The sequence below is a fragment of the Streptomyces acidiscabies genome, assembly GCF_020010905.1.
GTDB lineage: Bacteria > Actinomycetota > Actinomycetes > Streptomycetales > Streptomycetaceae > Streptomyces > Streptomyces acidiscabies.
The window spans coordinates 484,525-506,866 of sequence record NZ_JAGJBY010000001.1 but is presented as its reverse complement, the minus strand read 5'-3'; the positions used below and the strand labels follow the sequence as shown (position 1 = coordinate 506,866).

Below are 22,342 nucleotides of genomic sequence, written 5' to 3'. Positions count from 1 at the left end.
TGGCTCGGCGGCCGTTTCAGCGGAGGGCCTCATGGACGTGTCGTCGGAGCGTCGCGTCGCCGAGGTCGTCCAGGGGACGCCAGGCGAAGCCGTTCACTTCCTCTGCCTGCAAGGTGATGTCACGGTCTCCGGCCAGCCGGAACAGGTACCTGAAGTCGAAGTGCTGGTGCGCCGGTTCGTTCTTCGCGGGGTTGGCCGGGATGGCGTGGACATCGATGTGGACCGGCAGGGTCAGGAGCGGGGTGACACCGGCGGAGATGCCGGTCTCCTCGGCGAGTTCGCGCAGGGCGGCGTCCAGGAGGGTGCTGTCCTCGGGCTCCAGGTGTCCGCCCGGGGTGAGCCAGGTGCCGAGGGCGTTGTGGTGGATGAGGAGGACTTGCGCGTCGTCGTCGACGAGTACGGCTCCGGCGGTGGCGTGTCCCCGGAACTCCTTGCGGCTGGTCAACTCGGCGTCGGTGCCGAGGAGTTCCAGGACCGGTGCGAGGAACTCCTTCTCGCCGGGCCGGGTGTCGACGTACGCGGTGAGGGTCTCGCGGATGTGGTCGCGGGTGATGGCCATGGGCTGCTCCTCGACGGAAGGGGCTTCATGCTTGCCGGGTTACGAGGGCGCTCCCTCGGGGCTCAGCAACACGCCCTGTTTATGCGGGGGCACGCATAGTAGCTTCCCGGTGTGGGCGGAGATTCCGTGTGGAGGGAGACATCCCGTGCTCTTGGACGGTGACGCGTGGAGCGACTGCTTCGACTCGATGCGGAGCGAGGCGTGGCGGCTGGAGACGCTGCCGGTCTACACGATGGCGCAGGAGGCGGAGAAGCCGGCGAGGTTCCTCGCGGGGGAGAAGTCGCCGGACGGCTACGCGTCCGCGTGGATGGACGAGGTCCGCGCATGGACCGCGGAGGGCAAGTACGTCGGCCGCGTCCACATCCTCGCCCGCCCCCTCTCCGACTACCTCCGCTTCGAGTTCGAGTACTACTACCGCCACCACGTGACCGCCGGCGAGGACATCCGCATCCTCGACCTCACCGACCGCCCGAACCCCGGCCTCCCGGCCCAGGACTTCTGGATGTTCGACGAGTCCAAGGTCGTCCTCATGAACTACCGCCCGGACGGCACGCAGACCGGACGTGAGTTGTACGAGGGCGACCCGGAGCCGTACCGGAGCTGGCGACGGCTCGCGGTCGCGGAGTCGGTGCCGTTCCTGGAGTACGTGAGTGGCGCGCGTCGACCTTGACCTGAGAGGTATGCCGGATGACGACGGAGACGGGCAGTGACCGGCCCGGGATCGCGGCTGCGGTTGTTGTGCGGGACGGGTGTGTGCTGCTCGTTCGGCGGCGGGTGCGGGAGGGGGAGTTGTTGTGGCAGTTCCCGGCGGGGGAAGTTGAAGCCGGGGAGTCGGCGGAGGAAGCCGCTGTGCGGGAGGTGGGGGAGGAGACCGGGGTGGTGGTGAGGGTGGTGCGGGGGCTTGGGGGGAGGGTGCATCCCAAGACGGGGCGGCGGATGGCGTACGTGGCCTGTGAGGTGGTTTCGGGGGAGGCGTACGTCGCGGACCGGGAGGAGTTGGCCGAGGTGGTGTGGTGTGGGGTGGGGGAGCTTCCTGAGTATGTGCCGTATGGGGTGTACGGGCCGGTGCAGGAGTATCTCGACCGGGTGGGGGCGGTTTAGAGGGAGGCGAGGAAGGCGGTGAAGGCGGGGGTGGGGATGTGGAGGGTGGGGGCGTTGGGGAGGGCTTTGGAGTCGCGGATGAGGGTGGTGGTGGGGGTGGGGGCGATTTCTACGCAGGCGCCGCCGTTTTCGCTGTGCGTGGATTTGTGCCAGGTGGCGACTTGTACGCACTGGCCGCCGTTGTTGCTGTAGGAGGAGGTTCGCCAGGCGGAGGTGGCTACCTCTACGCACTGGCCTCCGTTTTCGCTGTACGAGGACTTTCGCCAGGTCAGGGGTGAAGGGGTCATGGAGCCCCATGCTGAGTGGTCGCATGGGGCTCCGCCAGGTCAGATTCCGCCGAACTCAGGGGAGTTGAGGGCCGAGAGGAAGGCCGTGAAGGCTTCCGGGCGGACGTTCAGGGCAGGGCCCGACTGGTTCTTCGAGTCGCGGACGGGGACCATCCCGTGGGACGCGGCGAGGTTGGTGGCTACCTCGACGCACTGGCCGCCGTTGCTGCTGTACGAGGAAGTGAACCAGAGAGGGTGTTCGGTGCTCACGGAGTGCCCCTTCGAAACTTTCTGATCATGGCCACAGAGTCCGCTTGGGAGAACGATTCGGCCTGAAGCTGATGGTAGGCCGTCAGCGCCGGTACGACGAATGTCTTGTCACGTTCGAGGTGGCCGCGGAGTGCGGACTCTGCGAAGGACACCAGAGCGCGGTCCGGCATGGTCAGGAAGGTGATCGGCAGGTCGAACGGTCGGCGCTCTCCCAGGGCGAACGGGGCGATCTGGAGGTGAGTGTTCGGCAGCTCCGCGAACTCGATCAGCTTGTCCAACTGAGCGTTCATGACCTCTGGTCCGCCCAAGGGGCGATGCAGGACGGCCTCGTCCAGTACCGCGACGACCAGCGGCGCAGGCGTCCGCTTCAACGTGGCCTGCCGATCCGCGACCAGCGCTATCCGCTCATCGGCCTGAGTGCTTGTGATTGCACCCCGCCTCACCTCGCTCTGCGCGATCACTGATGCGTACTCCGGTGTCTGGAGCAGGCCGGGGATGACGCTGACCTCGAACAGACGGATCTCGACCGCCTTCGCCTCATCCACCAGGAACTGCGGGAACCCCTCCAGCAGCCCCGCCCTGTTCATCTTTCGCCACTTGCGCTCGAACATGTCTCCGGTGCCCAGCGCTACGTCGACGCTTCTGGCCAGCGGAAGAGTTGGCTTCTTGCGAGCCGTTTCGACCGCCGAGATGTGGGAGCTGGAGAAGTTCGTGCGGAAGGCAAGCGCCTCCTGCGTCAAGCCCTGCTTCTCGCGTTCTTCGCGAAGAAGCGCTCCGAACGCCGCCTCCGGCGAGCTGTCAGGGTTGAGTTTCTTTCGGTTCAACGGCTCATCCACCGTCCTTCCAATCCGGCCGAGTCAGTTGAAGAATTCCCGGCGGCTCGGTCACTCTGAGGCTCACGGTAGTGGACTTGTTACGGAGAGGAGTGGTCATGTCCGGAAAAAGCGCTGAACCAGAGCCCGAAGTGCCGCCCCCGGTACCGGAGATCGGGACGCTGTACCTGGATTCCGTACGGGGGTTGGTGGGGGAGTTCAGGGGCACCTGGGCGGGACGCTGGCTGCTGCGGCCGGTCAGGGGCGGCGTGGAGTGGGAGGTGGAGCCGGGCGACGTACGCGCGTTGAACGCCGAGCAGCGGTTACGGGCCCAGGTCAGGGAGGCCAACGCGCGCAGCCGGGGGGAGGTGCTGTGAGGGAACGGGTGCTGGCGGAACGGGAGTTGGTGGTCCGGCGGTACCGGGAGGGCGTCCCGCTCAGCCGGCTCGCGGAGGAATACGGCGTCAGCGCGGGGTGGTTGGGGCGGCGCTTCGACGAATGGGGCGAGGAACGGCGCGGGTTGGTCGACGCGCTGCTTTACCGCAGGGCGGGTGCGCGCGTCTTCAGGGGGCGCGCGAGGCGCCGTACCAGTGAAGAAGTTCGCGAAGCGCGCGCGGAGTTCGTGGCGGCGCGGGACAGTGTTGAGGCGCGGTATCGGGAGGGGGTGTCGGCGGCGGCGCTGGCCCGGGAGTTCCGGGTGAGCCCGACGTTCGTCGCGGAGCGGCTGGTCGAGTGGGAGGTGCCGCGCAGGGAGCCGCGGGCCTCTGCACCGTCGTACGGAGAATCTCTCAACTGACTTGTGAGGGCGCCATGTTGCAGTGCACCGCCGTGAAGCTTCTGCCCGTGCGGGACGTGCTGGCCTTGCTCAAGGCCAACCACGAAGAGCCGTACGACCACGCCGAGTTCGCGGACGGGTACGTCTGCTGCGAGCTCGCCGAGGGGCACGACGGGGACCACGCGGACTTCCTGTGGGACGGGTTCGCGCTCGACGAGGGGCAGTGGTTCCTGTGGGGGGAGGAAGAGTTCAGGTTCACCGTGCTGCGCTGGTGCCCGGCGTCGCACGAGGAGGGCGACGCGTGCGGGCTGTACGACGGACACTCCCTCGCCCACGCGTGGGACGTGACCGACCCGACATCCGACGCGTTGCTCCAGGACCTGCTCGAGAACCCGGAGAAGTGGGGGCTCCCTCGGGAGTTGTAGCGGTGCCGAGTTCGTCGTCTGGCGCACCGGGCTCGTCCGGGGGCAGGACAGTCCGGGGTTTCTTGTGCCGTTTCAGGAGGGGGCGGCGCGGCGGTACCGGGTCACTGGTCTCTTCGGTGACGTCGATGTTAGGGAGGCAGGGATGGTTGTCTGGCATCCGGGGGTTGTGCGGGGGCCCAGTGGGTTGTTCGTCTCGCTGGAGGTTCGGGCCGAGCGGGGTGAACTCCTCGGGGCGGAGTGGGAGTTGGGGGAGCGGCCTATCGGTGTCACCTCCTCGGCAGGTGACTCGTCGGAGACCGTACGACGTACGGCCGTTGGGGGTGCTGGGTTTGCGCGCGGGAGCGTAGTGGGTGGTGCTGCAACTGGGCTGCCGTTTGCGGAAGTTCACTCGAACGAGTGAATGATCGGAATCCTCTTCCCCGCTTGTGTGAGTTGGCCCTACCGTCTGTGACCAACACAAAAAAACGCCCCGAGGGATCGTTCACAGCGATCCGACGGGGCTAAGCCGAACAGCCAGCTAGAGGAGCTGATCGACCTATGCGCGATTTTATCGTGCGCGCCCTTCTGAGCGCCCTGCGTGTCCTCATCCCCCGCCGTCGTCCCGGACGACACAGCGCGGACCACTTCACCCCCACCGCGCCCCCCACCCCCGTAATCCCCGAAAGCCCCTGGTCACGCCCCTGGACCAGCCCCTCCAAGGCCGAGGCCGCCGAAATCCTCCGCCGCCGGGAACAAGAACGGGCACAGGCGGAAGCGGAAGCGGCATGGCAACAGCAGGAACGCCGCCTCCAACGCGAACGGCTGTACGCCGCCGAGCTGGCCTCGATGGGGATCGACCACCCGTACACGTACCCGGGCGCACCGTTCACGGAGTTCCCGGCGAGGGTGTGAGCGGGGCCTGGACGGGAGGGGATCACGGCATGACCTGGGGTCCTCTCCCCTGCACCGCCACGAGCCGGACCCGTTCACCGCAGAGTTTGGCCATGTCACCGATGCCGTACGTCGTCTCGGACATGGTCCCAGTGTGCCGAACAAGCCGGGGATGCCTCCACCGCTGGCACCCCCGGCCGCCCGTCAACCCCGTGGCGTCAGTCCTTGACGTAGTCCCACGCCACCCAGCCCCACTTGCCCTTGTTCGCGCCGGACATCACCTTGCCGCCCTCCCAGTTCGTGCCGCCCTTGTTGGCGAGGCAGTAGGAGGTGAACTTCGTGCCCTTGGTGAGTATGCCGAGGGACGTGGAACCGGTGCCCGGAGTCTCGCGGAGGTTCACGTTCGCCGTGACCGTCATGTCCAGCGGGACCGGGAAGGTCATGTCCTTCGTGCACTGCGAGGGCAGCGCGGACGCGGCGGGCGCGGTGGCCATCAGGCCACCGAAGAGGGCCGCCGCGGACAGGGCCGTCGCGGCGATTCGGCCGAGGGTGCGCATGCGCAACTCCTTCTAGATCGTTTTTCGGACGCCGGAAAGAGTAGAGGGCCGGTGTGCACGAGCGGCGATCGGACGGCGGAGGAGTTGTGGGGAGGGCTTACGCCTCCGGGACGGGGAGTTCGTCCAGGTCCAGCGTGAAGGTACGGCCGTCGGCCAGGGGGATGGGGAGCTTGCCGGTGCCGTACTTGTGGGTGTGCGTCGTGATGTAACCGTCGCCGGTGGGGCTGGTGTGGACGAGCACCTCGCGGGCGTACGGGTCGACGACCAGGTAGACGGGGATGCCGTAGCGGCCGTACTTCGCCGTGCAGTCGTCGTAGTCCTTGCGGGCGGAGGAGACGGACACGACCTCGGTGATGAGGAGGACGTCCTCGAAGCTGTAACGCTTGTTCTGCTTCTGGGCGTCCTCGCGGATGATCGCGAGGTCGGGGGCGGAGTACTCGTCGGCCGGGAAGTTGAGATACACGTCGGATGTCACCCGTGGGTGACTCCCCAGCGTGAGCGTGGCGATCTGCATCGAGCGGATCGTGTTGGAGTGCTCGAAGCTCCGCGGAGTCATGATCACCTTCCCGTCGACACCGAAGAAGACCGTGTGCCCTTTGGGAAACTCGGTGCGCATGACAGCCTTGGCACTCATCGACAGCTCCTTCCCGTCGCTGCGCAGCGTATCGCCGATGGCCGGTCGGACGGCATCACGGTGAAGTTCAGCGGTTGTCCGTCCGGCTGATGTACAGGACCCGTACCGCCTGGTCGCGGTTGACGCCCAGGTGGTAGTCGAGGGGGCCGTGCTGGGTGGCGTGGCCCGGGCCCGTGCTGGGGCGGTCGATGTGGGTGGTGAGCCAGGTGCGTACGGGCGCGGGGGCGCCGGTTGCCGCTTCGGCGCAGGACAGGAGGAAGCGGGTCGCCTCCGCGACGTCCTTGCCGAATGCCTGGCACGCCAGGGACGTGAGGGTGTCGGTGGTCGACTTCGTCTCCACCACGCCGATGCGCAGGGACTTCCGTCCCGCGCCGGTGCCCATGCGGCGGTCAGTGTTCGGCATGTCGCGGTACGTCAGGTGCCAGTCCTTGCCGAGCGCCTGCTCGAAGGGGGCGGCGGTGAAGGGCTTCGCGTCGGAGCGGGGCTCGTGCGGCGTCGCGGTGCAGGCCGTTGCCGCGAGGAGGAACGGGGTCAGGCAGGCCAGCGTGCGGAGGAGGGTCGGCATGGTCGGAGTCAAGACCCGGGGGTGGTGGCGGCTCGGGCGACACGGTGATCATCGGGGCCGGACGGGGGATTAATCAGACCTACATGATCAATACGCTTAGATTCTGTGCATACCCCTCCTGCTGACGTGTCGTCACGTGACCACAGGCAGGGAACCCGATGTACGAGAAGATCACCCGCTGGCCGGGCCGCACCCTCGCGGCTCTCGTCGTGCTGTTTCTCGGGATCGGGGCAGCGCCTGCGCTGGGTGAGCCGACGGGGGTGCGGGATGCGTTGGGGGGCGGGGGCGCGCGGTTGTTGGTGGAGTGGCCGGGTGGGGTGGGGGTGCTGGGGGATTCGCTGAGTGGTGGGGGCGGGTATCGGGTGAGGTTTACGCCGGGGGAGGGGGCGGAGGAGGGTACGGGGGAGGGGCTCGCGGGGGAGATGCGTGCTGGTGAGGGGCGTGCGGTTGAGGGGCGGGGGGATCAGCCTCGTACGGCGCCTCGACCTCGTACGGTGCCTGAGTCTCGTACGGCGGAGCAGCCCCGTACGGAGGGGTCTGGCGCGCGGCGGGAAGAGGCGAAGGCGTCGATCTCGCCGGAGGACTCGGTCGCGCCGAAAGCCTCTGCCGCACCGAAAGCCTCTGCCGCGCCGGAGTCGTCCGCTGCGCCGAGGTCGTCCACTGCGCCGGGGACGTCCGCCGTGTCTGGGACGTCCGACGACCCCAAACCCCCCTCCCCCAGCCCCCGTTGGCGGACGGTCGAGCTGTCTCGGGAGGTCGCCGGGCGGGACGGTGCGCGGGGGATCGAGCTGCCTGCCGCGCCTCGCGGTCGGCCGTACACCGTGACCTTCACGCTTCCCGAGGCCCGGCCCGCGTGGGTCAGTGTGCTGGGGGACGGGGCGGACGGGGTGTTCGCGGAGGGCGCTCGGCGGGACAACCGGTTCGACCGGCGGGAGCGGGGCGCGGACCTGGTGTTCACGGAGGCTGTACGGACGATCGAGCTGACCGTGTCGGAGGGTGCGCCGGAGGGGCTGGTGCTGGCGGGTCCGTTCGGGTCGGTGAAGGACGAGCCCGGCGCTTCAAACGGGGGCGACCGCTCAAAGAAGCCTCGCGACAAGGCAGTTGAGAAGCCCGGCCACCTCAACCTCAACGCCCCCCGCGCCGCGACCCCCGCCCAGACCTCCCGCCGAGCCTCCGCCTGCACCCCCTCCGCCGGTTTCACGAACTGCACCCTCCTCAGCTACACCGGCGCCGACCAGACCTTCACCGTCCCAACAGGCGTCAGCAGCCTGAACGTTCAGCTGTGGGGCGCGGGCGGCGGCGGCGACAACTCCGCGTACTACTCCGGCCAGGTAGGCGGCGCAGGCGGCGGCTACACGACCGGCACCCTCGCGGTCACCGCAGGCCAGTCGCTCACGGTGATGGCGGGCCAGGGCGGCAACGTCAACTCGACGGCCACGACGTACGGCGGCGGCGGCGCAGGCGGCGCCTCCCCCGTCACCCCCGGCGCGATCGGCGCGAGCGGCGGCGGCATGTCCGCCCTGTGGAACGGCGCGAGTTTCTCAACTCCCTTGCTGATCGCGGGCGGTGGCGGCGGAGCCTCCCCCGGCGCGGACACGCAGAACCCGAAACCGGGCGGCGGCGGTGGCACGAACGGCGGCGGCGACGGCAACACCAACACCTCGGGCCAGGGCGGCACGCAGACGGCGGGCGGCACGGCCGGCGCGTACGGCAGCCAGTGCGAGGCGACCAGCAACACGGCGGGCCGCCAGTGGTTCGGCGGCAACGGCTTCAACACCCTGTCCAGTCGGCGGGGCGAGGGCGGCGGCGGTGGTGGCGGCGGCTACTTCGGCGGTGGCGGCGGCGCCTGCCAGCCGGGCGCACCAACTCTGAACCCCAACGGCCCTGGTGGCGGCGGTTCCGGCTACATCGGCGGCGCCGGTGTCACGGGCGCCTCGACGACCGCCGGTTCGAGCCCCACCGCCAACAACCAGGGCGGCGCGGCGGCCGGTACGGGCTCGGCCCAGTACCCGGCGGGCGTCGCGATCGGCGGCGCCGACTCCAAGAGCGGCGGCAACGGCGCGGTCGTCATCCAGTGGGTGACGCAGACCAAGTTGAGCGTGACGAAGACGGCTTCGCCGAATCCGTACGTCCCCGGCAACCCCGTCACCTACACGATCACCGTCGCCAACGCGGGCCCGGCCCCGGCGACGAACGCGAGGATCACGGACACGATCCCGGCGGGCCTGACGGGTACGACCTGGACCTGTACGGCGTCCAACGGCAGCTCCTGCGGGGCGAGTTCGGGCACCGGCAACACCCTGAACACGACGGCGACCCTCGCGGCGAACGGCACGGCCACCTACACGGTGACCGGCACCACCTCCCCCTCCGCGACCGCCGCCCTCACCAACACGGCGACCGTCACCCCGCCGAGCGGCGTCAACGACACGACCTGCGGGGCGAGTTGCTCCGCGACGGCGACGACCCCGGCGGCACCCCGCGCCGACCTCGCCGCGACGAAGACGGCGAGCACGGCGAACGTGTCGCCGGGCCAGACGTACACGTACACGCTGACCGGCACGAACAACGGGCCGTCCACGGCGACGAACGTGCGGATGACCGACACGCTGCCGTCGAACGTCACCTTCCAGTCCGGTTCGGGCTGTACGGCGTCGGGCCAGAGTGTCACCTGCGGTCCCGTCGCCTCGCTCGCGCCGGGTGCCACCCAGTCCTGGACGATCACCGTCAAGCTCGCGTCCTCGTACAAGGGGAACGGCTCCGACATCGGGAACACGGCGACCGTCGCGACCGACACGACCGACCCCAACTCGGCCAACAACACGGCGACTTCGGGCCCGCCGCCGATCGTCGCGCAGTCCGACTACGACGTGACGCCGAGCGGTCCGGGCGGGACGGTCGCGCCGGGGCAGACGACGACGATCCCGGTCGTCGTGAAGAACAACGGGCCCGCCGACGCGGCCGGGAACGTCACGGTCACGGTCACGCTGCCGACGGGGGTGACGGCCTCGGGGACGCAGCCGTCGGGGTGCACGGCCAACTCGGCGGGGACGGTGGTGACTTGTACGGTCACCTCGCTGGACGCCGGGTCCTCGCTGAACCTGCCGATCAGCGTGCTCGTCTCGCCGAGCGCGGCGCCCAACAGCACGCTCACCCAGCCCGGCGGGATCGTCGTCAGCGGGCCCAACGACAACGTGACCAGCAACAACACGGCCGATGTGGTGGTGCGGACGTCCGGTGCGGTCAGCGATCTGGCCGTCACCAAGAGCGCGAGCCCGACGAACGTCAACTACGGCGAGAACACGGTCTTCACGGTCACGGTCACCAACAACGGACCGAGTGACGCGGCGAATGTGCAGGTGAGCGATCAGCTGCCGAGCGGGCTCACCTATGTGAGCGACGACTCCAACGGGGCGTATTCCGGGGGCGTTTGGAAGCCCGGGACCGTCGGGGCGGGCAAGAGCGTCACGCTGAAGATCGCGGCCAGGGTGAGCAGTACGACGGCTCAGACCAACACGGTCACGCAGGCGACGTCCGACTCGACCGATCCGACGCCGTGTTCGGGGAGCTGCGCGTCGGCGACCGTGACGCCGGTCGCGGCCGATGTGGCGACGACGAAGACGGCCACGGGGACGCCGATCGCGCCGGGGGAGACGTTCCAGTACGACATCAAGGTCACGAACAACGGGCCGTCGGCCGCTGCGGCGGTCGCCGTCACGGACACGCTTCCGTCCCAACTGACCTTTGTCTCCTCGGCGTCCGGCTGTACGGCCGCCGGTCAGAACGTCAGCTGTCCGCAGACCGCGTCGCTCGCGAACGGGTCGAGCCAGACCTTCACGATCACCGTGCGGCTCGCGTCCACCTACACCGGGAACGGGTCCGACGTCGCCAACACGGCGACCTCGACCTCGACGACTCCCGACCAGACGCCGGGGAACAACACGTCTCCGCCCGCGTCTCCGCAGGTCACAGCACCTAAGACAGGGCTGACCGTGTCCAAGGTCGGGTCCTCCACCTCGTACCAGCCCGGTGAGACCTTCTCGTACACGGTGACCGTGAGGAACGCGGGGCCGTCGACCGCGCTGCCGACCGTGACGGACACGCTGCCCGCCGGGTTCTCCAGCTTCGGGTGGAACTGCGCCGCCTCCAACGGGAGTTCGTGCGGGGCCGCGTCCGGGAGCGGGAACATCTCCGACAAGCCGAGTGTCGCGCCGGGTGGGACGATCACGTACACGATCAGTGGGACGGTGCCTGCTTCGACGTCCGGGAACCAGACCAACTCGGCGACGGTGACGCCGGGTTCGGGGTCGACGGACTCCGGGTGTTCGCCCTCGTGCACGTCGTCGGTGGTGACCAACGGGCCGAGCGTGCAGGTGACCAAGACCTCGGCGCCGGCTCCTGCCAAGGCCGGGCAGACGGTGACGTACACGATCACGTTGAAGAACAGCGGTACGGGGGACGCGAGTTCGTTCACATACACCGATGACTTGAGCGACGTGGTGGACGACGCGTCGTTCGTGGCGGGGTCGATCACGTCAACTCCGGTCGGTGGCACGGGGAGTTATGACTCCGGCGCGAAGAAGCTGACGTGGACCGGGGCCGTCGCGGCGGGGGCGACCGTACGCGTGACGTATCAGGTCACCGTGGGGAATCCGCCCGGCGGGAACCAGGTGCTGAAGAACGTGGTCGCGGCACCGGGGACCAACTGCGCTGCTGGATCTACCGATTCGGCCTGTTCCGACGACAACGGGGGTGGCATTCCCCGGCTCGCGATCAGCAAGGCCAGTGACGCGAACGGGACCGTGCATCCGGGGCAGAAGGTCACGTACACGGTGACGGTGCGGAATCCGGGGACGGCCACTTATACGGGGGCTGGTTGGTCGGACGATCTGACCGACGTCCTCGACGACGCGGCGTACGGCGGTGACGCCACGGCGTCGGCCGGGTCCGTGTCGTACGCGGAGCCGAAGTTGAGCTGGAGCGGGAACCTTGCGGCGGGGGCGTCGGCGACGATCACGTACTCGGTGACCGTGAGTTCGCCGGATGCCGGGAACAACGAGCTTGTCAACCAGGTCACTTCCAGCACGGATGCGGATTGCTCGGCGTGTACGACCACCAACGGCGTGGCCGGGCTGAAGATCTCGAAGTCGGTGTCCAACGCGAATCCGAAGCCGGGGTCGAAGGTGACGTACACGGTCACCGCGACGAACACGGGGTCGGTGACGTACACCGGGGCCTCCTGGTCGGACGACCTGACCCGGGTGGTGGACGACGCCGCGTACAGCGGTGATGCGGCGGCGTCTTCGGGTGCGGTGTCGTACGCGGCGCCGGTCGTGAAGTGGACCGGCGATCTGGCGGCGGGGGCGACGGCGACGGTCACCTACTCCGTGACCGTGAACAACCCTGACGCCGGGGACAAGAAGCTGGTCAACTCCGTTACCGGGCCCGCTGGTTCGACGTGCGACCCCTGTACGACGACGAGTTCGGTGCCGCAGCTCAAGCTGACCAAGACGTCCTCGCCGGCGAATCCGGCGGCGGGGCAGACGGTGACGTACACGGTGGTCGCGGAGAACACGGGTGCTGCCGCCTACACCGGCGCGACCTGGTCGGATGACCTGTCCGACCTGATCGATGACGGGACGTACGCGGGTGACGCGGCGGCTTCTGCGGGTGCGGTTAAGTACGCGACGCCAACGCTCACTTGGACCGGCGACCTCGACCCCGGCGACAAGGCGACCACCACCTACTCAGTGAAGCTCGCCAACCCGCTCTCCGGCAACAAGCAGCTGGTCAACAAGGTCGTGTCGACCACGGACACCAACTGCGCCTCGGGGTCGACGAGTTCGACCTGCGGTGACCAAACGCCGGTCACCGTCCGCGAGTTGACCATGAAGAAGACGGCGTCCAACACGGCGCCGAAGCCGGGCGACACCATCACGTACACGGTGACCGTGGAGAACACGGGGACGGCCGCGTACCCGGGTGCCACCTGGTCCGACACGCTGGTGAACGTGCTCGACGACGGGGCGTACAACGGGGACGCCTCGGCCACTTCCGGGTCGGTTTCGTACGCCTCTCCGAAGCTCACCTGGACCGGCGACCTCGCCGCGGGCGCGACCGCGACGGTCACCTACACCGTCACCCTCGCCGACCCCGACGACGGCGACCAGGTCATCAAGAACACGCTTGTCTCGACCTCCGACGGCTCCAACTGCCAGGCGGACAGCACCGATCCGGCGTGTACGGCGGGCCCGTACGGCATCCCCTCGCTGACCCTCACGAAGACGGTCTCCCCCGCGAACCCGCTCCCCGGCGACACCCTCACCTACACGATCAAGCTGGTGAACAGCGGCGCGACCGACTACCCGGGCGCGAGCTTCAGCGACGACCTGACCGGGGTCCTGGACGAAGGGGTGTGGGGGAACCGGACGACGGCCACGACGGGAACGGTCAGCTACACGGCGCCAGTTGTGAGCTGGAGCGGCACCGTCCCCGCCGGTTCCACGCAGACGGTGACCTACCAGCTCAAGCTCAACAACCCGCGCACCGGCGACGGCACGATGGTCAACACCGTTGTCGGACCGGCCGGTTCGAACTGCAAGCCGGGTTCCACCGACAATCGCTGCTCCAGCGACGTCGGCGGTCTGCCCGAACTGCACATCACCAAGACGCAGTCCCCGGCGAACCCGGTCGCCGGGCAGAAGGTCACGTACAAGGTGGCCGTCGAGAACACGGGTAACGCCGTCTACAACGGCGCGACTTGGTCCGACGACCTGAGCGAGGTCCTGGACGACGCGGTGTACGGGAACGACGCCTCGGCCTCGGCCGGTTCGGTGTCGTACGCGGCGCCGGTCGTGAAGTGGTCCGGCGATCTGGCGGCGGGCGCGTCGGCGACGGTCACCTACAGCGTGACCATCAACGCGCCCGTCAGCGGCGACCAGAAGCTCACCAACTCCGTGGCGGGGCCGCAGGGTTCCAACTGCGAGGCGGGTTCGACGGACGACGACTGCTCGGCGTCCAGCGGGATCGGCGTGCTGAAGATCGCCAAGAGCTACAGCCCGCAGGTCGCGACGCCGGGGTCCGTGATCACGTACACGGTGACCGTCGAGAACACCGGCACCGGGACCTACCCGGGCGGCTCCGGGTACGACGACCTGTCCGGGGTGCTCGACGACGCGGTCTACAACGACGACGCCTCGACGGACGGTGGATCGATCAAGTACGAGGCACCGAAGCTGACTTGGACCGGTGACCTGGCTGCCGGGGAGAAGGCGACCGTCACCTACAGCGTCACCGTCAACGACCCGGACACCGGCGACAAGAAGCTCGCGAACGCGGTGACCGGTCCGGCGGGATCCAACTGTGCCGCTGGTTCGGTCGACCCGGCTTGCGCACCGACGCCCGCCGGGGTACCGACGCTGGCGATCAGCAAGACGGCGTCCAGCAACCGGCCCACGCCGGGTTCTGTGGTCACGTACACGGTGACCGTGTCGAACACGGGGACGGCCGCCTATGCGGGCGCGGTGTGGTCCGACGACCTGACGGACGTCATCGACGACGCGACGTACGGCGGTGACGCGGCGGCGTCTTCGGGTGTGGTGTCGTACGCGGCGCCGGTCGTGAAGTGGACCGGCGATCTCGCGGCCGGTGCCTCCGCGACCATCACCTACTCCGTCACGGTCAAGGCCCCGCTCGCCGGGAACGGCAAGCTGGCCAACGCGGTCACCGGCCCCGCCGGGTCCAACTGCCAGTCCGGCAAGCAGAGTTCGGAGTGCTCGACCGGGGAGGACCCCGGCGACGGGATTCCGCAGCTCACGCTGACGAAGACGTCGAGCCCGGCGAACCCGGTGCCGGGGACGAAGGTCACGTACAAGGTCGTCGCGAAGAACACGGGGACGGCGGTGTACAGCGGGGCGACGTGGTCGGACGACCTTACTGGGGTTCTGGACGACGCAACGTACGGGGACGACGCGGCGGCTTCTGCGGGAGCCGTCAAGTACGCGGCGCCGAAGTTGACTTGGACCGGCGATCTGGCGGCGGGCGCTTCCGCGACCACCACCTACTCCGCCACCGTCAACGCCCCCGACACCGGCGACCTTACGTTGAAGAACGCCGTCACCGGCCCCAACGGCACGGAATGCACGGCCTGTTCGACCTCCAGCGGCGTCGGCGTCCTCAAGCTCAGCAAGACCTACACACCGGACACGGCGACCCCGGGCTCGAAGCTGACATACACGGTGACCGTCGAGAACACGGGCACCGGTACCTACCCCGGCGCCTCGTGGACCGACGACCTGACCGGTGTCCTGGACGACGCGACGTACGGCGACGACGCTTCGGCCTCCTCCGGTGAAGTGAAGTACGCGGCACCGAAGCTCACTTGGACCGGTGACCTCGCGGCGGGCGCCTCCGCGACCACCACCTACACCGTCACCGTCCACGACCCCGACACCGGCGACAAGAAGCTCGGCAACGCCGTCGTCGGCCCCAAGGGCTCCAACTGCGCGGCCGGTTCGACCGACCCGGCCTGCACACCGACCCCGGCGGGCGTCCCGACCCTGTCGATCACCAAGACGGCGTCCGAGAACCGGCCCACGCCGGGGTCGAAGGTCACGTACAAGGTGGTCGTCGAGAACACGGGGACGGCTGCCTACAAGGGCGCGTCCTGGTCGGACGACCTCACGGACGTCGTGGACGACGCGACGTACGGGGACGACGCTTCGGCCTCTTCCGGTGAGGTGAAGTACGCGGCACCGAAGCTGACTTGGACCGGCGACCTCGCGGCGGGCGCCTCCGCAACTGTCACCTACTCCGTCACCGTCAAGTCCCCCCTCTCCGGGAACGGCAAGCTCGCCAACGCGGTCACCGGCCCCGCCGGTTCCAACTGCCAGGCCGGCAGCAAGGCCCCCGAGTGCTCGACCGGCGACAGGACCGGCGACGGGATTCCCCAACTCACCCTGAACAAAACGGTGTCGGAGGCGAACCCGAAGCCGGGGACGACGGTGACGTACACGGTCGTCGCGAAGAACACGGGGACGGCGGTGTACACCGGCGCCTCCTGGTCCGACGACCTGACCGGGGTCCTCGACGACGCGGTGTACGGCGGCGACGCGACGGCCTCTTCTGGTTCCGTCTCGTACGCGGCGCCCGTCGTGAAGTGGACCGGCGATCTGGCGGCGGGCGCGTCGTCGACCACGACGTACTCCGTCACGGTCGACACCCCCGACGCCGGGGACAAGAAACTGGTGAACTCCGTTACCGGGCCCGCGGGTTCGGTGTGCGATCCCTGTACGACGAACAGTTCCGTACCCCAGCTCAAGCTGACCAAGACGTCCAGCCCGGCGAACCCGGCGGCCGGGCAGACGGTCACGTACACGGTCGTCGCGCAGAACACGGGTGCCGCCGCCTACCCCGGCGCGACCTGGTCGGACGACCTGTCCGAGCTGATCGACGACGGGACGTACGCGGACGACGTCTCGGCGTCTTCGGGTGACGTGAAGTACGCGGCGCCCACGCTGACTTGGACCGGCGACCTCGCGGCCGGCGCCTCCTCGACCACCACCTACTCCGTCAAGCTCGCCAACCCGCTCTCCGGCAACAAGAAGCTGGTCAACAAGGTCGTCTCGACCTCGGACACCAACTGCCCCTCGGGGACGGCGAATTCCGCGTGCGGTGACCAAACGCCGGTTCCGGTCCGCGAGTTGACCATGAAGAAGACCTCGTCCAACACGGCACCCAAGCCCGGCGACAAGGTGACGTACACGGTCACGGTCACGAACACGGGGACGGCCGCCTACCCGGGCGCGACCTGGTCCGACGACCTGAGCGGCGTGCTCGACGACGCGGCGTACGGCGGTGACGCGGCGGCCTCTTCTGGTGAGGTGAAGTACGCGGCGCCGACGCTGACTTGGTCCGGTGACCTCGCGGCGGGCGCCTCCGCGACCACCACCTACACCATCACCCTCGACGACCCCGACACCGGCGACCAGACCCTCAAGAACACCCTGGTCTCGACCTCGCCGGGCGCCAACTGCGGTTCCGGTTCGACGGATTCGGCGTGCACGGCGGGCCCGTACGGCATCCCGTCGCTGACCCTGACCAAGACCGTCTCCCCGGGCACCCCCCTCCCCGGCGACACGATCACCTACACGGTCACCGTCCAGAACACGGGCACGGCCGCCTACACCGGGGCCACCTTCACGGACGACCTCACGGACGTCCTGGACAGCGCGACCTGGCTCAACACCACGACGGCGACGGCCGGTTCGGTGGCGTACGCGTCCCCGAAGCTGACCTGGACGGGCACGGTGGCGGCGGGCGCGACCGAGACCGTCACCTACGCGCTGAAGCTCAACAACCCCAAGACCGGCAACGACACGATCCTCAACTCGGTTGAGGGCCCGCCCGGTTCGAACTGCAAGAAGGGTTCGACCGACAACCGCTGCTCGGCCGCCATCGACGGCCTCCCCGAGCTGCACCTCACGAAGAAGTCCTCGCCGGCCAGCCCGGTCGCGGGCGGCAAGACCACGTACACGGTGACTGTCCAGAACACGGGCAGCGCGGCCTACAAGGGCGCGGTGTGGTCGGACGACCTGAGCGGGGTGCTGGACGACGCGGTGTACGGGGGTGACGCCTCGGCCTCTTCCGGTGAGGTGAAGTACGCCTCTCCGAAGCTGAGTTGGTCCGGCGATCTCGCGGCGGGCACCTCCGCGACCATCACCTACTCCGTCACCGTCAACTACCCTCTCACCGGCGACGGCACCCTGAAGAACGCCCTCACCGGCCCCCAGGGCTCCAACTGCGAGGCGGGCTCGACAGACGCCGACTGCTCGACCTCGAACAGCATCGGCGCCCTGAAGATCGCCAAGACGTACAGCCCCCAAGTCGCCCTCCCCGGCGGCAAGATGACGTACACGGTCACCGTCGAGAACACCGGCACCGGCGCCTACCCGGACGCCACGTTCACCGACGACCTGACGGGCGTCCTGGACGACGCGGTGTACGGCGACGCCTCGGCCACCTCCGGTTCGGTGTCGTACACGGCCCCTGTCGTGAAGTGGACCGGCGACCTCGCCGCGAAGGCCAAGGCAACGATCACCTACACGGTCACCCTCAAGGACCCCGACACCGGCGACCAGCACCTCACCAACTCCGTTGTGGGCCCGCCCGGTTCGAACTGCGCGGTCGGCTCCACGGACCCGGCCTGCGCACCGCCCCCCGCCGGAATCCCCTCCCTGGAGCTGGCCAAGACGGTCTCCACGAACCGCCCGACGCCGGGGACGAAGGTCTCGTACACGGTGACCATCCAGAACACGGGCACGGCCGCCTACGAGGGCGCCTCGTGGTCGGACGACCTGACCGGGGTGCTGGACGACGCGGTGTACGGGGGTGACGCGGCGGCGTCGGCCGGTTCGGTGTCGTACGCGGCGCCGGTCGTGAAGTGGACCGGCGACCTCGCGGCGGGCGCGTCCGTCACCGTCACCTACTCCGTCACCGTCGACAACCCGCTCAAGGGTGACGGCAAGCTGACGAACGCGGTGACCGGTCCGGCTGGCTCCAACTGCCAGGCGGGCAAGAAGGATCCGGCCTGCTCCACCGGTGACGATCCCGGGGACGGCATCCCCCAGCTGAAGTTGAAGAAGACGGTCAGCTCGGGGACCGCGACGCCGGGTTCGAAGGTGACGTACACGATCACCGCGCAGAACACCGGAACGGCCCTGTACACCGGGGCGAGTTGGTCCGACGACCTCAGCGCGCTGCTGTCCGACGCGGTGTACGGCGACGACGCGGTTGCCTCGTCGGGGTCGGTGGACTACGGGGCCCCGATGCTGACCTGGACCGGTGATGTGGCCGTCGGTGAGACCGTCACCACGACCTACTCGGTGACCCTCAACAACACGACGACGTCGACCAACCCCCTGAAGAACACGGTCACTTCGACGTCCGACACCAACTGCCCCTCCGGTACCGCCAATTCGGACTGCTCATCGACCCTCGGCGTTCCCCAGTTCTCCCTCACCAAGACCGCCTCGACGAACCACCCCCTCCCGGGGCAGGACGTCACGTACACGGTGACCGTCCAGAACACGGGTTCCGTCGAGTACAAGGGCGCGGCCTGGTCCGACGACCTGACCGGTGTCCTCGACGACGCGGTGTACGGCGACGACGCCAACGCCACGTCCGGAAAGGTGAGTTACTACTCGCCTCGGTTGAGCTGGACCGGTGACGTCCCCGTCGGCGGGACGGTCACCGTCACCTACACGGTCAAGGTCAAGTCCAACCCCGCCCAGCTCGGCGACGGCGTCCTAGCCAATGCCATCACCTCGGCCTCGCCGGGCAACAACTGCGCGGTGGGGACCAACTCCGGTTGTTCCACGACCTCCAGCCCTGTTCCGACCCTGAAGTTCACCAAGTCGCGGACCACGCCCGTCGTGTTGCCGGGGGCGAAGGTCGAGTACAAGGTGACCGTCGAGAATCCGACGGCCTCCGACTACCCGGCAGCGTCCTGGAGCGACGACCTCAGCGGGGTGCTCGACGACGCGGCGTACGGGGGTGACGCGGCGGCCTCCTCCGGTTCCGTCTCGTACGCCGAGCCCGTGCTGAAGTGGAGCGGCGACGTTCCCGGCGGGGCGACGGTCACCATCACCTACTCGGTCACCGTCGATGTGGTGGACCGGGGCGACGGGAAGCTCACGAACACGGTCGTCTCCGGGGTGCCCGGCACCAACTGCCCTGCCGGGTCCAGGAATTCGGCCTGCTCCTCGGGCAGCGGCACCAGCGGCGTCGTACCGCGTCTGAAGATCGTGAAGAGCGTCGACGCTTCTGATGTGCTGCCGGGTGATCTGCTGAACTTCAAGGTCGTGGTTACGAACGACAGTGCCGCCGACTATCCCGGGGCTACCTTCACGGACCAGATCGTGCAGGGTGCCGGGCTGCTCAACAAGCGGGCGGTGAAGGCGCCGAGCGCGGATTCGGGGACCCTTACGCCGGGTTCCGGGCTGGCGTACACGTGGGTCGGGGATGTCGCTGCGGGGGCCTCGGTGACCGTGACGTACACGTACATGGCCAACGCCGTGCCAACTGCCGGTGCTCGTAAGGTCGTCAACGAGGTGACCGACGCCAGCGCCAACACCTCGTGCTACGGCAACACCGCCGACGGTACGTATCCCCCGGGGTGCGGGGCGACGGTCAACACGCCTCAGTACGAGTGGGGTGAGGCGCCGGACTCGTACCGGACCTTGGCGGCCTCCGGTGGGCCGTACCACGCGATCGTGCCCGGTCTGTACCTCGGCAAGGGGTCGTTCCCGGACATCGACGGGCACCCCGGGAGCGCGCGGCTCGACGAGGGCGGGCGTGGTCCTCGGGTACTGCCTGCCGCGTACACCGGTGGTACGGGGTACTCGACCACCGTCGATCTCACCAACACGACCGGTACGGCCACGCTGCTCGCCGCCTGGCTCGACTACGACTTCAACGGCCGCTTCGACCAGGGGGAACGGATCCTCCGGACCATCCCCGCCGGGGCGCGGTCGACCGTGCTGGACTGGGCCGACGCCTCCTTCGCCAAGGCCGGTACTACGTACCTACGCCTGCGGTTGTACGGGGCCCAGGTGCCGGCCGGGCGTAGTCCCGACGTACCTCCGGGGGAGTCCCTCGTCCGGGTCGGTGGTCACCTGCGGACCGTGCCCACCCAACGGGCCCTGCCCGCCGACCCCCAGCCGTACGGGTACGGCGGTGCCGGGCAGGTCGAGGACTTCCGGGTGCGGGCGAGCACCGGGAAGCTGAACGTGCGGATCACGTCCGACAATGCGCATCCCCGGCCCGGGGACAAGGTGACGTACACGGTCACGGTGTGCAGTGCCACCGGGGCGCCGTATGTCGGGGCCACCGCCTCGGCCGGCTTGGCCCAGGTCCTCAAGTACGCGACGTACAACGGTGACGCCGCTGCCTCCAACGGGACTGTCCGGTACGGGAGTTCGGCCGTCAGCTGGACCGGGACCGCGCCGGGTGACTGTTCGCATCCCGCTCGGATGACCTTCTCCGTGACGTACGGGCGGGCGCATGTGCCGCCGGGGACGGTCGTGGACGTACCCGTCGTGGGCGGGCCCGGGGCCAGCAACTGCCCTGCCGGGTCTTCCGCCGCCGAGTGCAACGCGTCTGCCGTGTTCAGGGGGCATGGGCAGCTGCCCGATACCGGGGGCGGGCGTGGGGTGTCGCCGGTGTGGGGGGTGGTCGCGGGTGTGTCGGTCGGGCTCGGGGGCCTGCTGTGGCTCGCCATGTGGATGCGGCGTCGGCGTGGATGGAGGGTCGGGCGATGAGGCGGGTGGTTACGGCGGCTCTGGCCGGAGCTCTGCTGGTCGGCGGTTCGACGGTGGACGGGGCGAGCGCGCTGCCGGTTTCCCGGGTGGCGGCGTTCGGTGAGGGGCGTTCCGCCGGCGGGCCCGGTACGACCGTCCTGCTCATGGGCATCGATGAACGGACGCTCACGCGCGAGGAGTTGAGGAAGTTCCACGCGAGCGGGGAAGCGTGCCACTGCACCGACACGCTGATGCTCGTCCACATCTCCGCCCGGCAGGACCGGGTCAGCGTCCTGAGCCTGCCCCGCGACTCCCTCGCGCGAATCCCCGCGCACCGGGACGCCGGGTCCGGGGAGTGGGTGCCCGACCATGACGCGAAGATCAACGCTGCGTTCCGGGAGGGCGGGGCGGCGTTGTCCGTCCGTACCGTCGAGGAGATGACCGGGGTGCCGGTGGACCGGTATCTCCAGGTCGACTTCCGGCGGTTCGTGGACTCCGTGAACGCGGTGGGCGGGGTGGATGTCTGTACGGCTCGGGGGATGAACGACCCCGGTACGAAACTGGAGTTGACGCCGGGTACCCATCGCCTCGACGGCGGTCGTTCCCTCCAGTACGTCCGCTCCCGCAAGTTCGACGGCGCCGCCGACATCGGCCGCGTCCAGCGCCAACAACGTTTCCTGGTAGGCGTGTTGAAGCGGCTCCAGTCCAACCCCGTGGACATGCTCCGGCTCAGCCGCACGCTGCTCGGCTCCGTCACCGTCGACCAGGGCTTCAAGGACGCGGAGTTGGTGTCCCTGGCGCAGGCGTTGGTGCGGCTCGCGCCGTCCGCCACCGAGTTCGCGACGGTTCCCATCGGGGGGTTCGAGGATGTTCCCGAGGTGGGGTCGACGCTGGTGTGGGACCGGGGGCGGGCGGATGAGGTGTTCGCCCGGTTGCGGGAGGACCGGGCGTTGACCTCGGCTTCTTCTCTTCAACGGCCTTCTGAGGTACCTGAGTTCGGGTCTTACGAGCCTGTGCGTGGGGGGACGATGGTGTGTGGTTGAGGAAGTGTGCGGCGGGGTTGTTGCTGGGTTCGGTGTGTGCACTCATCCGTGGCGTTCTGGACCGACCCTGACACGGCGGCGGCCCGCCAGGTAGTTGAGTTCCGCGAGGCCGGTCGCCTGGCCGACGCGGCACGCATCGAACGCATCTCCCATGATCCGCAGGCGAGT

15 protein-coding genes are annotated in these 22,342 nt (G+C 68.9%); 8 read left to right on the top strand and 7 right to left on the bottom strand.

Translation table 11 applies throughout. The features are described from left to right. Nucleotides 1–16: 16 nt before the first annotated feature. Nucleotides 17–559: an NUDIX hydrolase gene (locus J8M50_RS02315; RefSeq protein ID WP_010350740.1), complete on the bottom strand. Its 543-nt coding sequence runs from the start codon at nt 557–559 to the stop codon at nt 17–19. Nucleotides 560–704: 145 nt separating this feature from the next. Between J8M50_RS02315 and J8M50_RS02310 the strand changes: the two genes are divergently transcribed. Beyond that, a complete protein-coding gene (locus J8M50_RS02310; protein WP_010350739.1) occupies nt 705–1,229 on the top strand; it encodes a DUF6879 family protein in 525 nt (174 codons plus the stop codon). Nucleotides 1,230–1,246: 17 nt separating this feature from the next. Then, complete coding sequence (locus J8M50_RS02305) at nt 1,247–1,660, top strand: NUDIX hydrolase (RefSeq protein ID WP_010350738.1); 414 nt, start codon at nt 1,247–1,249, stop codon at nt 1,658–1,660. Here the strand turns inward: J8M50_RS02305 and J8M50_RS02300 are convergent. The 3 genes from J8M50_RS02300 to J8M50_RS02290 are packed head-to-tail and all read right to left on the bottom strand — an operon-like array spanning nt 1,657 to nt 3,032. Continuing rightward, on the bottom strand, nt 1,657–1,947 hold the full coding sequence (locus J8M50_RS02300; protein WP_075824999.1) for a DUF397 domain-containing protein: 291 nt from the start codon (nt 1,945–1,947) through the stop codon (nt 1,657–1,659). The genes J8M50_RS02305 and J8M50_RS02300 overlap by 4 nt on opposite strands. Before the next feature lie 39 nt (nt 1,948–1,986). Further along, entirely contained in the window at nt 1,987–2,196 is a 210-nt protein-coding gene (locus tag J8M50_RS02295) for a DUF397 domain-containing protein (RefSeq protein ID WP_010350737.1), read from the bottom strand. Continuing rightward, entirely contained in the window at nt 2,193–3,032 is an 840-nt protein-coding gene (locus tag J8M50_RS02290; RefSeq protein ID WP_010350736.1) for a helix-turn-helix domain-containing protein, read from the bottom strand. The genes J8M50_RS02295 and J8M50_RS02290 overlap by 4 nt, the downstream gene beginning before the upstream one ends. Before the next feature lie 95 nt (nt 3,033–3,127). On the opposite strand from J8M50_RS02290, the gene J8M50_RS02285 reads away from it, so the two are divergent. The 4 genes from J8M50_RS02285 to J8M50_RS02270 all read left to right on the top strand — a co-directional run bounded on the left by J8M50_RS02285 (nt 3,128) and on the right by J8M50_RS02270 (nt 5,099). Then, on the top strand, nt 3,128–3,385 hold the full coding sequence (locus tag J8M50_RS02285) for a hypothetical protein (protein WP_029183417.1): 258 nt from the start codon (nt 3,128–3,130) through the stop codon (nt 3,383–3,385). Then, nucleotides 3,382–3,804, top strand: a complete 423-nt coding sequence (locus tag J8M50_RS02280; protein ID WP_010350734.1) for a hypothetical protein — start codon at nt 3,382–3,384, stop codon at nt 3,802–3,804. Before J8M50_RS02285 ends, J8M50_RS02280 begins: the two co-directional genes overlap by 4 nt. A 32-nt stretch (nt 3,805–3,836) precedes the next feature. Further along, entirely contained in the window at nt 3,837–4,208 is a 372-nt protein-coding gene (locus tag J8M50_RS02275) for a hypothetical protein (protein ID WP_141655532.1), read from the top strand. 537 nt (nt 4,209–4,745) lie between these two features. Then, complete coding sequence (locus tag J8M50_RS02270; protein WP_010350732.1) at nt 4,746–5,099, top strand: hypothetical protein; 354 nt, start codon at nt 4,746–4,748, stop codon at nt 5,097–5,099. 197 nt (nt 5,100–5,296) lie between these two features. Here the strand turns inward: J8M50_RS02270 and J8M50_RS02265 are convergent, their stop codons facing one another. The 3 genes from J8M50_RS02265 to J8M50_RS02255 all read right to left on the bottom strand — a co-directional run bounded on the left by J8M50_RS02265 (nt 5,297) and on the right by J8M50_RS02255 (nt 6,834). After that, nucleotides 5,297–5,635 carry an SH3 domain-containing protein gene (locus J8M50_RS02265; RefSeq protein ID WP_010350731.1) on the bottom strand — a complete coding sequence of 113 codons (339 nt, stop codon included), beginning with the start codon at nt 5,633–5,635 and terminating at the stop codon, nt 5,297–5,299. A gap of 97 nt (nt 5,636–5,732) precedes the next feature. Continuing rightward, complete coding sequence (locus tag J8M50_RS02260; protein WP_010350729.1) at nt 5,733–6,269, bottom strand: Uma2 family endonuclease; 537 nt, start codon at nt 6,267–6,269, stop codon at nt 5,733–5,735. 67 nt (nt 6,270–6,336) lie between these two features. Beyond that, nucleotides 6,337–6,834 carry a hypothetical protein gene (locus J8M50_RS02255; protein WP_010350728.1) on the bottom strand — a complete coding sequence of 166 codons (498 nt, stop codon included), beginning with the start codon at nt 6,832–6,834 and terminating at the stop codon, nt 6,337–6,339. A gap of 158 nt (nt 6,835–6,992) precedes the next feature. On the opposite strand from J8M50_RS02255, the gene J8M50_RS02250 reads away from it, so the two are divergent. Continuing rightward, nucleotides 6,993–21,152, top strand: a complete 14,160-nt coding sequence (locus J8M50_RS02250) for a DUF11 domain-containing protein (protein WP_263303465.1) — start codon at nt 6,993–6,995, stop codon at nt 21,150–21,152. Beyond that, on the top strand, nt 21,149–22,174 hold the full coding sequence (locus tag J8M50_RS02245; RefSeq protein ID WP_040835347.1) for an LCP family protein: 1,026 nt from the start codon (nt 21,149–21,151) through the stop codon (nt 22,172–22,174). The genes J8M50_RS02250 and J8M50_RS02245 overlap by 4 nt, the downstream gene beginning before the upstream one ends. The last annotated feature ends 168 nt before the right edge of the window (nt 22,175–22,342 follow it).

What these genes read in the sequence shown, in the direction of transcription:
- J8M50_RS02315 (WP_010350740.1), bottom strand. Translation starts at nt 559, where the DNA reads ATGGCCATCACCCGCGACCACATCCGCGAGACCCTCACCGCGTACGTC.
- J8M50_RS02250 (WP_263303465.1), top strand. Translation starts at nt 6,993, where the DNA reads ATGTACGAGAAGATCACCCGCTGGCCGGGCCGCACCCTCGCGGCTCTC.
- J8M50_RS02265 (WP_010350731.1), bottom strand. Translation starts at nt 5,635, where the DNA reads ATGCGCACCCTCGGCCGAATCGCCGCGACGGCCCTGTCCGCGGCGGCC.
- J8M50_RS02260 (WP_010350729.1), bottom strand. Translation starts at nt 6,269, where the DNA reads ATGAGTGCCAAGGCTGTCATGCGCACCGAGTTTCCCAAAGGGCACACG.
- J8M50_RS02285 (WP_029183417.1), top strand. Translation starts at nt 3,128, where the DNA reads ATGTCCGGAAAAAGCGCTGAACCAGAGCCCGAAGTGCCGCCCCCGGTA.
- J8M50_RS02255 (WP_010350728.1), bottom strand. Translation starts at nt 6,834, where the DNA reads ATGCCGACCCTCCTCCGCACGCTGGCCTGCCTGACCCCGTTCCTCCTC.
- J8M50_RS02270 (WP_010350732.1), top strand. Translation starts at nt 4,746, where the DNA reads ATGCGCGATTTTATCGTGCGCGCCCTTCTGAGCGCCCTGCGTGTCCTC.
- J8M50_RS02305 (WP_010350738.1), top strand. Translation starts at nt 1,247, where the DNA reads ATGACGACGGAGACGGGCAGTGACCGGCCCGGGATCGCGGCTGCGGTT.
- J8M50_RS02245 (WP_040835347.1), top strand. Translation starts at nt 21,149, where the DNA reads ATGAGGCGGGTGGTTACGGCGGCTCTGGCCGGAGCTCTGCTGGTCGGC.
- J8M50_RS02300 (WP_075824999.1), bottom strand. Translation starts at nt 1,947, where the DNA reads ATGACCCCTTCACCCCTGACCTGGCGAAAGTCCTCGTACAGCGAAAAC.